7 protein-coding genes and 1 tRNA gene are annotated in these 11265 nt (G+C 44.5%); 1 reads left to right on the top strand and 7 read right to left on the bottom strand.

What is annotated here, in order from left to right; genetic code table 11:
- Positions 1 to 529: 529 nt before the first annotated feature.
- On the top strand, positions 530 to 2212 hold the full coding sequence (locus ACZ5XY_RS01325) for an NAD-dependent malic enzyme (RefSeq protein ID WP_464742250.1): 1683 nt from the start codon (positions 530 to 532) through the stop codon (positions 2210 to 2212).
- Between the two features lie 143 nt (positions 2213 to 2355).
- Here the strand turns inward: ACZ5XY_RS01325 and ACZ5XY_RS01320 are convergent.
- The 7 genes from ACZ5XY_RS01320 to ACZ5XY_RS01290 form a co-directional block, all read right to left on the bottom strand.
- Positions 2356 to 2432: transfer RNA gene (locus tag ACZ5XY_RS01320), tRNA-Ile, on the bottom strand.
- A gap of 61 nt (positions 2433 to 2493) precedes the next feature.
- Positions 2494 to 3303, bottom strand: a complete 810-nt coding sequence (locus ACZ5XY_RS01315; protein WP_464742248.1) for a pteridine reductase — start codon at positions 3301 to 3303, stop codon at positions 2494 to 2496.
- A complete protein-coding gene (locus ACZ5XY_RS01310) occupies positions 3290 to 4471 on the bottom strand; it encodes a tRNA nucleotidyltransferase (RefSeq protein WP_464742246.1) in 1182 nt (393 codons plus the stop codon). Before ACZ5XY_RS01310 ends, ACZ5XY_RS01315 begins: the two co-directional genes overlap by 14 nt.
- A 134-nt stretch (positions 4472 to 4605) precedes the next feature.
- Positions 4606 to 6939 carry an NADP-dependent malic enzyme gene (locus ACZ5XY_RS01305; RefSeq protein WP_464742244.1) on the bottom strand — a complete coding sequence of 778 codons (2334 nt, stop codon included), beginning with the start codon at positions 6937 to 6939 and terminating at the stop codon, positions 4606 to 4608.
- A gap of 263 nt (positions 6940 to 7202) precedes the next feature.
- Positions 7203 to 8678, bottom strand: a complete 1476-nt coding sequence (locus ACZ5XY_RS01300) for a protein adenylyltransferase SelO (protein WP_464742242.1) — start codon at positions 8676 to 8678, stop codon at positions 7203 to 7205.
- 134 nt (positions 8679 to 8812) lie between these two features.
- Entirely contained in the window at positions 8813 to 9991 is a 1179-nt protein-coding gene (locus tag ACZ5XY_RS01295) for an acyl-CoA desaturase (protein WP_464743672.1), read from the bottom strand.
- A gap of 470 nt (positions 9992 to 10461) precedes the next feature.
- A complete protein-coding gene (locus ACZ5XY_RS01290) occupies positions 10462 to 11205 on the bottom strand; it encodes a glycerophosphodiester phosphodiesterase (protein WP_464742240.1) in 744 nt (247 codons plus the stop codon).
- Between the last annotated feature and the right edge of the window lie 60 nt (positions 11206 to 11265).

Below are 11265 nucleotides of genomic sequence, written 5' to 3'. Positions count from 1 at the left end.
AATTAGATATGCGTGAACTCAAACAGGCAAATTTAAGCTTTAGTCTGCCATGGTTTGAACTGGGCAACGTTAACAACTGTGCATCATTTGGCAGGAGTTGTGTAACTGTACTCGCAGTTAACGCTTATGGAGGCTCAATTATTGCCCTAAAGTTCGAGTAAACTCTGAATGTTTTATGAAGAAGTGAGATAAAAATTATTGTTATAGTTTATTTTTAGCAAGCCTTAATGCTATTAAAGCGATTGCTGCTAAGATTGGTAGCTTGAGCGTAAAGCATCTGTTAAAATGGCGTGCCGCAATATTTTTAAAACAGCAATTTTCCTGACCTAGCGTTGTGATTGATGACGTCGTTACGTCGTTACGTCGCTATTAATGCTCCCACGCCTATTTCGTTGAGCTTAAGTAAGCTGCTTTACAGGCTGATTTTTGCCTAAAGGTGATATTACTTAAGAAAAAACTGCCGCTGCTATGTATAATAGCGCCCAAGAAAAACGCCCCAACCTAATATCTTTAATAAAAGGATTTTATTATGCAAACCAAACGCCCGTTATATATTCCCTTTGCAGGACCTGCTTTACTTGAAACCCCGCTACTTAATAAAGGCAGTGCTTTTTCAGCAGAGGAACGCGATAACTTTAATTTAACGGGATTATTGCCGCACACCATTGAAACCATTGAAGAGCAATCGATTCGTGCCTATCATCAGCTAAAATCTTTTGACAGTAATATGGATAAGCATATTTATTTGCGCAATATTCAAGATACCAATGAAACGTTGTTCTATCATTTGGTTGAGCAGAATATTGAAGAAATCATGCCGCTCATCTATACCCCAACGGTCGGTCAAGCTTGTGAAAAATTCTCGCAGATTTACCGCCGCAAACGTGGTTTGTTTATTTCTTATCCTGAACGTCACAAAATCGATGACATGCTGCAAAATGCCACCAAACAAAAAGTTAAAGTTATCGTTGTGACCGATGGCGAGCGCATTTTGGGACTTGGCGACCAAGGTATTGGCGGAATGGGGATTCCTATCGGTAAATTGGCACTATATACCGCTTGTGGCGGCATTAGCCCTGCGTATTGTTTGCCAATTTTATTGGACGTGGGCACGAACAATCAAGAATTGCTTGATGATCCGATGTATATGGGCTGGAGAAACCCACGCATTTCAGGCGAAGAGTATAACGAGTTTGTGGATTTATTTATCCAAGCCGTCAAACGCCGCTGGCCAGAGGTGTTGTTGCAATTTGAGGACTTTGCTCAAGAAAATGCCACGCCATTATTAAACCGATACCGTGATGAAATCTGCTGCTTTAACGATGACATTCAAGGAACGGCTGCCGTTTCCGTGGGAACTTTGATTGCGGCATGCTTGAATAACGGTCAAAAATTAAGCGAACAGCGCGTTGCCTTTTTAGGGGCAGGGTCAGCCGGCTGCGGTATTGCTGAACATATTGTTCGTCAAATGCAGCGCGAAGGCTTAAGCGAAGAGCAGGCGCGCAAGCAAGTATTTATGGTTGATCGTTATGGTCTACTGACTGACGCAATGACTGAGCTTCAAGACTTCCAAAAACCATTAGTTCAAAAAGAAGCCGATATCGAAAATTGGGACAAAAGCCAAAAACTTGGTTTGCTACAGGTGGTCAAACAAGCAAAAATCACCGTCTTGTTTGGCGTAAGTGGTCAAAAAGGGTTATTCACGCAAGAAGTAATTGAGTCAATGTGTGACAATACTGAGCGTCCAATTATCTTGCCACTGTCAAACCCAACCTCACGAATTGAGGCGACCCCGCAAGAAATCACCAACTGGAGCCGTGGTCGCGCCATCATTGCAACAGGAAGTCCTTTTGCGCACACCACGTTTGAAGGTCAAACTTTCGAGATCTCTCAGTGCAATAACAGCTATATTTTCCCAGGCGTTGGTTTGGGCGCGTTGATAGCGCGAGCGACCGGAATCAGTGACAATATGCTGATGGCAGCCAGTCAAGCCCTTGCAGACATTTCTATGGAATACGACAAAGCGCCTGGAGCAATTTTGCCGCCGATTAAACTTATCAGAGAAATCAGCACAAAAATTGCTTATGCCGTTGCTCACCAAGCTGTTGAAGACAAGTTAGCGTTACCGGTCACTGCAGAAAACCTAGAAAAACGTTTAAAAACGAATTTTTGGTTGCCTAAATACCGCAATTATCGCCGAACTGCGTTCTAAATTTGGCAAATAATGTAGATTCAGCCGAACCTAACGTTGCAGGAAGTGGCAGCGTTGGGTTTTTTTATTACGCATCATGAATTTAGAACATAAAAAAACCCTTACAAGTCAATGATTGTAAGGGTTTGCTTTTTTAGAATGTTTGGTGGGCCCAGTAGGACTTGAACCTACGACCAAAGGATTATGAGTCCTCTGCTCTAACCAACTGAGCTATAGGCCCTAATGAAGAAGCATTATGATACCTGATTTTCTAAAATTATCAAGTAAAAGTTAAGCGTTGATTAAGCTAAGCCGCCTGCTATGGTAAGGCTGCGACCGCCATCAATCGTGATGATTTCTCCTGTGATGTAACTGGCTTTTGCTAAATATAAGGCGCAATCGGCAACATCTTCTGGCACTCCCAAGCGCTGCATCGGAATAGATTGAGAAATCTGCTGCTTTTCTAGGGTGCTTAGCGCTTGGTCACTGTCATCTTCAGGCAAAATATTAGCCCCTAAAGCCATGCCATTCACTCGAATCTTTGGCGCAAACTCTAGCGCTAAAGATTTGACCATCATAGCATGAGCGGCTTTTGCCATATTATAAACGGTATAGCCTAAAAATGGCTGCTGAAGTCCGTGAATATCAAGTAAGCTAATAATACAGCCCTTGGTTTTTGCCAGCTCAGCGCGTAACGCTTGAGTTAATAATAGCGGCGCTTTGGCATTGCTTAGCATCAATTCATCCCAGTTTTGCAGAGTAATATCGCCAATCGGTGTTGGATAAAATCGCGAAGCGTTATGAATTAGTACGTCAAGCCTGCCAAACGTGCGAATAATCATTTGCGCAAAATCATTAAGTTTTCGCGGACAATTAACCACGGTCAAATCAGCTTTAATAACCGCAGCGCTATTATCGCGTTTGGCGTTCAATTTTTTTGCTAATTCTAAAGCGTCTTGTTCGCTTTGATGGCAGTGGATAATGACGCGGTAACCTTGATGATGCGCCGCGCAAATTATCGCCGCGCCGATTCGTTTTGCCGCGCCCGTGACCAACATAACCGGCGCATTTGTTGTTTTAAAAGTTGGCGAGTTCATTTCAAATGGCATCATGAAGCTTGGCGTGAATCTTATCAATCCTTGCTTGTTTAATCGCGGCGCCAATATCCGCGCCTTGTAAATTGGGGTCAATATCCTTAATCGAGATGCTGTTATAGTCCTCAATTGCTTGCAATATTTTGATTTGTTGACCTGCCAATTGCCAAATTTGCTTTACTTTCATCAGCTCAATAAAGCGTTCAGGGTGCTTATCCAAAGATACTGATTGAATAAAATCTGCTAAGCGGCTTGCATTAATCGTATCAAAATTGGTTAAAGTTTGTTCATGAGTGACAAGCCAAAGCGCAAATTGGGTGACATTTTTAGGAACTTTATTTTGATTGCCGAAGCTTCGGATAGTGACAAGCGCATCTTCTAATTCTGAGGATGAGGACGGGCTAAAACTACTCATTAGTAATGCCCAGCGCTGCTGCAAATTTAGCTGAAAACTTTGGGAAAGTTTAAGACTGCTAAGAACTTGTCGTTTTAATTGATTAGCCGCCTTATTTTGCTGCCAAGCCTTAAAAAGCTTAGGGTAAAGCGCTTTGATTGCGCCAATATCATCAAGGCATTGCCAATAAACTTGCGGTGAGTCTTGCATCAAAGCGCGGCTTGACTCTTGCCAAATGCGCTCACGGCTTAAATGGGTAAGCTCACCACTATCAACCAGTGAGGTCATCAGCGCCAAAGTTTCGTCTGCAATAGCAAAGCCAAGTGAAAAATAGCGGCTATAAAAGCGCGCCGTTCGCAGCACTCGCAATGGGTCTTCGCTAAAGGCACTTGAAACGTGACGCAGCGTTTTGGTTTTAATGTCCTCAAGACCGCCGTAATAATCAATCACGCGACCGTTAAGCGGCGAGGGGTCGCTTAAGCTTTTGACCTCGATTGCCATGGCGTTTACGGTCAAGTCGCGGCGCTGTAAGTCCTCTTTTAAAGTCACCTCGGGACTGGCAAACACAGCAAAGCCTTGATAGCCATGACCAAGTTTGCGCTCGGTTCGGGCAAGGGCGTATTCATTTTTGGTTTTTGGGTGTAAAAATACCGGAAAGTCAGCGCCAACTTGGCAAAACCCAGCCGCAAGCATCTCATCGACTGTGCTGCCAACCACCACAAAGTCTTGGTCTTTGACTTGCCGTCCAAGCAGTTGGTCGCGAACGGCGCCGCCTACCAAATAAACTTTCATACTGACCTCAGTTCGTTTTAAGCTTCATTTTTAAGCTTTATTTTTGATGGCTTATTTTAAAGGCTTTTAGAATAAAAAAGCCAACATCTTGCGATATTGGCTAAGGTAAATTTTGATAATTACCATGCTAAAGCTTAATGCTGAGCATTTTCCAAATCTTGGGCTTCGGTTACCGCAAGCGCGGTCATGTTAACGACGCGGCGAGCGGTTGCTGATGGGGTCAAAATATGCACGGGTTTGTTTGCACCAAGTAGGATAGGACCAATCGAGGCGCTTTGTGTTGCCGTTTTTAGCAAGTTAAAAGCGATGTTTGCCGCATCAACAGATGGTAAAATCAGTAAATTTGCGGAACCTTTAAGGGTGCTTGATGGTAAATCATCCAAACGAATACGCTCGTTAAGCGCCGCATCGCCTTGCATTTCGCCATCAAATTCAAAATCAACGTCCATATCGCTTAAAAGCTGGTAAACTTTGCGCATTTTGACCGCGCTTGGACGGTCTGAGGTGCCAAAGTTGGAATGTGACACCAGTGCTACGCGCGGGGTGATGTCAAAGCGGCGCATTTGGGCAACAGCAAGAACGGTCATTTCCGCCAATTGCTCGGCAGTTGGATCATCGTGGATATAGGTATCGGCAATAAAAATGTTGCGGTCTTGCATAAGCACGGCATTCATGGCGTAAAAGTCTTTCACCCCCGCTTTTTTGCCAATAACGTTTTGGATATAGCGCAGGTGCAAATGATAATGGCTATATGTTCCGCAAATCATGCCATCCGCTGCGCCATTTTCTACCAAAAGTGCGCCGATAAGGGAAGTTTTTCGGCGAACATCACGGCGGGCAAGCTCAGGGCTGACACCTGCGCGTTTATTTTTTTCATAGTAGCCTTGCCAATAATCCTTATAGCGCGGGTCGTTGTCTTGATTGACGATAGTGATGTTCTCGCCATCTTTGAGGCGCAGTCCCAAGCGCTTGATATTTTTTTCGATAATGGCAGGGCGACCAACCAAAATCGGCTTAGCCAGCTCTTCATCGACCACTACTTGAACGGCAAGCAAGATATTTTGGTCTTCACCTTCACAATAAACAATACGTTTTGGCTCAGATTTGGCACGAGCAAAAATCGGCTTCATGACAAAGGCGGAGTTGTAAACAAATTCGGACAATTGCTGACGATACGCTTTAAAATCAGTAATGGGTAAAGTGGCAACGCCAGAATCCATCGCCGCTTTGGCAACCGCAGGGGCAATCTCAATGATTAAATTTGGTTCAAGGGGACTTGGAATTAAGTAATCGCGACCAAAGCGTTTACTAGTGTCATCAGTTTTCGCGCGCGTGGTGGTTGACATGGCATCAACATGAGCCATAGCCGCAATCGCACGGACGCAAGCAATTTTCATACCCTCATTAACAGTTGTTGCGCCAACATCGAGCGCGCCGCGAAAAATATAAGGGAAACAAAGCGCATTATTCACTTGGTTTGGGTAGTCCGAACGCCCCGTTGCCATGATGACATCTGGGCGCACCGAATGGGCAACTTCGGGCATAATCTCAGGAGTTGGGTTGGCAAGTGCAAAAATAATCGGGTCGCGAGCCATGCGCTTGACCATATCGGTGGTAAGAATTCCGGGCATCGATAGCCCTAAAAACATATCTGTACCATCGATAAGCGCCTCAATGGTGGTGGCATCGGTGTCGCGAGCATAACGCTGTTTGGACTCATCTAAGTTATCACGATGGGTTGAAATGATGCCGCGCGAGTCTGCCACAAAGATATTTTGCTTTTGAACGCCAAGCGCGCAAAGTAAATCAAGGCATGAAATCGCCGCAGCGCCTGCGCCTGAGCAAATCACTTTAATCTCTTCGATTTTTTTATCGGCAATCAATAAGGCATTTAAAAGGGCAGCCCCAACGATAATGGACGTGCCATGTTGGTCGTCATGAAACACCGGAATGTTCATGCGTTTACGAAGTTCGCGCTCAATTTTAAAGCACTCAGGCGCTTTGATATCCTCTAAATTAATCCCGCCAAAGGTCGGCTCTAACGCGGCAACCGCCTCGATAAATTTGTCGGGGTCATTTTGCGCCACTTCAATATCAAAAACATCAATTCCGGCAAATTTTTTAAATAAAACACCTTTGCCTTCCATCACCGGCTTTGATGCCAAAGCGCCAATATTACCAAGCCCAAGCACCGCCGTACCATTGGTGATGACCCCAACCAAATTACTTCGGGCAGTGTATTTTGCCGCAAGGGTCGGGTCTTTTTCAATTTCAAGACAAGGTACGGCAACCCCTGGCGAGTAGGCTAGGGCAAGGTCGCGTTGGTTGGCAAGCTGCTTGGTGGGGGTAACCGAGATTTTACCGGCGCGAGGGTGGGCGTGATAATGCAGGGCAGCTTGTTCAAACTGCTCTTTATCCGAATTCGGATGGTCTGAATTTAAATTTTTATCGTCAGTCATATCGGTCATAATAATAGTGCCATGGTTAAAATCATAAAAATAACGCGAGCGCTTAACTACTGCCGCAACCTTGAATGGCGATTCGCCCCCGTTTCCCGAAAAGCCAATCGCCATTCATTCTAGCACTGTTAATAATTTACTGACCAGTGAACTGTTATTAATATACAAAACTATAATACATAACGATTATTGCAATGATAATCGAAAATTAGACGATAAAAAATTTTACTACCTAAAATTGTAAGCTATTGATAATATTATATTTTTTTAAATTAAGACGAACAGCTAATCGCAAGCGGCGGCGCGTCATGGTTTGGTGGCGTGCAATCAAGCCTTGTCGCAATATCTTGAACGCTAAACGGCTGACTCAAGAGTTCAAATAAGCGGGCAACCTCATCAAAGTTACCGTTTTCAGCATCCTTTATGGCGCGCTGAGCCATGTCATTTCGCAAAATATAAACCGGATTGTTCGCTGTTAAGCGCTTGATAACCTCATTTTTAGCCAGATTGTGCCAAAGCGCTTGATAGCGTGATTGCCAGTCCTGCCAAGATTGCAACGCCTTATCGCCTTGATTTTCGATTTCTTGAGTAAGCGTTTTAAGTAATTGCGCCTCAAAAGTGAATTTATCAGGGTCAATAAGTGCTAATAGCGCCCGAAAGCTGTTGGTATAATCCAAACGGTAATCTTGCAACAAGCTTAACCAATCAAAAGCCAAGCTTAAGCTTTCCTCACTGTGAGGCAGTCCCATTTTATCGCAAAGCCCCAGTTGATAACGCTGCATAAAAGTCGGCTCATAATGGGCTAAAGTATCGCCAAGCGCTTGCCTACTTATTCCGGATAAGCGCATAAAATGCGGCAGCCAAACGTTTAGATTCCAATGCCCAATCGCCGGCTGATTTTGGTAAGCATAACGACCGGTAAAGTCGGAATGGTTGTTAATCCAAGCCGGATTAAAGCGCTCCATAAAGCCAAAAGGACCAAAATCAAGCGTACTGCCGGTAATGGACAAATTGTCCGTATTCATCACCCCATGAGCAAAGCCGATTAACTGCCAATCGGCAATCAAGCGCGCGGTATTTTTAACGACATTTTCTAAAAATGCCAAAACTGGATTGTCCGCGGACTGACATTCTGGGTAATAGGTGGCAATCATATAATCGGTAAAGGGCTTTAATAAATCCGGCGCAAAGCTTGCAATCCACTCGATATGACCTAAGCGAATATGGCAATCAGCCACGCGAATCAGCGCCGCTCCTGACTCTAGCGTTTCGCGCTGAACCGGCGTTTTTGAGGTAACGATACCAAGCGCTTCTGATGAGGCAATGCCAAGATGGGTGAGGGCATGACCACCCAAATACTCGCGAATACTGCTGCGAAGTACCGCCCGACCGTCGCCCATCCGCGAATACGGGGTCAAGCCGCTGCCTTTTAAATGCAAATCCTGAAGCTTGCCGTGGTTATCAATCACTTGCGCCAAAAGCAGCCCGCGACCATCGCCAAGCTGACCTGCCCATTGCCCAAATTGATGACCGGCATATGCCATGGCAAGCGGGCAAAAGCCATCTGAAATGTAGCTACCACCAATAATTTCAACCCAATGCTTCATTAAGTCATCATCATCAGACCACCCGATTTTTTTTGCTAAGTTTTGGTTAAAATGAACCGGTATTGGTGAATCAAGCGGCGTTGGCGGCTGACGGTGATATAGTCTTGGGTCGAGATTCACGTAAGTGTTTTGGTAATTCATAATGGCTGTCCTTACTTTTTTACCACTATATCACAGCAGCAATCGGACGAAAAAACTGGCTATAAAAAGCAACATAAAAAAATCCCCCTAACCGTGTCAGTTAGAGGGAGGAGAAAAGCGGATTAAATTAAGGATTAAGCAGCTTTTTGGTCAAAGCCCAATGAGCGAAAGGCAATTTTTAAATTGTCATTATGGGCAATGATTTTTTGCTCAATTTTCGCATATTCGTGCTTCAGCTTTTCATCAACTTCATGCAAGCGGTCAGCAAACTCTGTCTTTTTCATCTCAATGGTCTTAGTTTTTAGCGCTTGCCATTCTTCAACCGTTTGCGTGAACGCCTCAAATTCAAGCTTGATACGCTCTTGGAAATGAATCATCGCTTGAGGCAAATCAATACCACTGGTGCTTACGGTGTCAATCTGCTCTTGGGCGCGTTTAAACTGCATTTGAACTTCAGCATGCTTGATGGTGGCGTCATCAATGGTTCGTAAATCACTGGTCAAACCGATTTTTGACAATCCTGCAATCAGCCATTTGGTTGGGTCATATTGCCACCATTTCACTCCATTTCGGTAGTCGTATTGGAAGAAATGATGGTAGTTATGATAGCCTTCACCCCAAGTGAAAATCGCTAGGATAAAGTTATCACGCGCGGTATTGGTGTCGGTATAAGGTCGCGTGCCAAACATATGACATAAGGAGTTGATAAAAAAGGTGAAGTGATGGGTAAGCACCAAGCGCAGAAGCCCTGCAAGCACCAACGTTCCCCAAACGTCACCTAACAACCAACCTACCGCGCCGACGATACCGATGTTGGCCGCAAGTACCCAAAGACCATAGTATTTGTGCTGAATTTGCAGCGTTTTATCTTGGGTCAAATCAGGGATGTTTTTATAATCAAACTTACCGCTTGGGTAGTTTTTTAGCATCCAACCGATGTGGCTGAACCAAAAGCCGCGCTTGGCTGAGTACGGGTCGTCCATTTCGTGGTCAACGTGGCGGTGGTGGGTTCGGTGACCTGAACACCAATCAAACGCTGAACCTTGAATAGCAAGGGTGGCACCGGTTAATAAAAAGTTTTTAACAAACGGGTGCGCCTTATAGGAGCGATGCGACAGCAAGCGGTGATAGCCTGCGGTGATGCTAAGCCCCGTCCACGCCATAAAAAAGCCAAACGCGCCCCAAACGGGTAAGCTGACTTTGTGAGTGAGTAGATACCACGGGGTAATGACAGCAGCAGCAAGTGGCGTTGCAACCAAAATCGTTGCTGGAATCCAGTTAATCGGCGCTTTTTTAAATTCAAGTTCACGAATGTCAATGGCTTCACTGATGGTGACCTCAGTCGCCGTTGACGGTTTATTGAGATAACTGCTTGCCTTTGTTGATAAGTTGGATTTTGGCTGCAGATTAGTTTTTGGTGCGTCTTTGTCCTCAAGCCACGACTTTAGGCGCAGTGCCTGAGTCCCAGCAGTTTGGATTAATGCATCACCAGATTGGATTGCCAATCGCAAGCCTTTAAGTGGCAAGCCCATTGCTTTTTTTGCAATCATATAATATCCCTAGCGGTATTGATTTCAGCCCTTATCTTACCGCAATTGATTCAGAAAGTGAACGCTTATTATTCATAAAAATATTACTAAATAACAATAACTTGTATGAATTTTAGTAGGAGGTTGAACTAAAACCCTGATACCTTTCAGGATTTAGCGCAATTTGTAATTAAAAAAGCTTTTATTCGACAGAGTTTTAGAGGAGTTTTTTTATGATAAGTCGTAGAAAACCGCTACAAAATTTGTGCCGGAATGTCGGTGATAACAACATCAACTTGCCAAAGCACCAAAGTTTTAATGACTTCAATATCGTTGACGGTCCAAGCACTCACTTTTAGACCATAGCGATGACAGTTTAGAATTACGGCTTGGGTTAATAGGGGGTAATAAATGCCCACTTGTTGGCAGCCGAGTTGAAGCGCGCGGTTTGCGGCATGGGTTAAGGCTTCGGGTGTTTGAATTAATAATCCGCGTGGCACTTGTTTTAAAATAGCGTGGCATTGTAATCGCGACAGCAATTGATCGTCAAACGTGGTCAAAACAATCGGTAGGTTGTGAATTTCTGCACCAATGAACGCGGTATTAAGCGCTTTAATTAAATTTTGGTAGGAAGTTCGATTGTGGGTTTTAATTTCAAGCTCAATATGACTAAAATTTGCGGTCACCGCTTCTGCCTGATTGAGGACTTGAATTAAGGTTTCAAGGGTGATGATGGGGTGACCTGATTGCAGTTGCCGGTGGATTTCTTTTAAGGTCAATTGGTCAATTCTTGATTGATTGCCGCAAAGCCGTTGCAGCGTATCATCGTGAAATACCACCAAATGATTGTCTTGGGTTAATTGAACATCAAACTCAATGCCAGAAAGCCCCCGAAGCAAAAGCCGTTTGGCGTATTCAAAGCCAAATAAAGTATTTTCAAGCGCTTCACTACGTGCGCCGCGATGCCCTAACAGCTGAGTTCGATTGAGTGCAATCATGCTGATGTCCTAATTGCGCGCTGAGGCGGATCACATTGCAAATTGAAATTTCAAGCGAAT

The organism is Psychrobacter sp. GTC18467 (assembly GCF_055397455.1).
Note: the sequence above shows the minus strand (reverse complement) of the source record. Positions and strands in the feature narration are given on the sequence as shown.

Excerpts from the sequence above, each read along its gene's own strand:
- ACZ5XY_RS01290 (WP_464742240.1), bottom strand. The coding sequence starts at position 11,205 with ATGATTGCACTCAATCGAACTCAGCTGTTAGGGCATCGCGGCGCACGT.
- ACZ5XY_RS01310 (WP_464742246.1), bottom strand. The coding sequence starts at position 4,471 with ATGAAAGTTTATTTGGTAGGCGGCGCCGTTCGCGACCAACTGCTTGGA.
- ACZ5XY_RS01305 (WP_464742244.1), bottom strand. The coding sequence starts at position 6,939 with ATGACCGATATGACTGACGATAAAAATTTAAATTCAGACCATCCGAAT.
- ACZ5XY_RS01325 (WP_464742250.1), top strand. The coding sequence starts at position 530 with ATGCAAACCAAACGCCCGTTATATATTCCCTTTGCAGGACCTGCTTTA.
- ACZ5XY_RS01300 (WP_464742242.1), bottom strand. The coding sequence starts at position 8,678 with ATGAATTACCAAAACACTTACGTGAATCTCGACCCAAGACTATATCAC.
- ACZ5XY_RS01315 (WP_464742248.1), bottom strand. The coding sequence starts at position 3,303 with ATGATGCCATTTGAAATGAACTCGCCAACTTTTAAAACAACAAATGCG.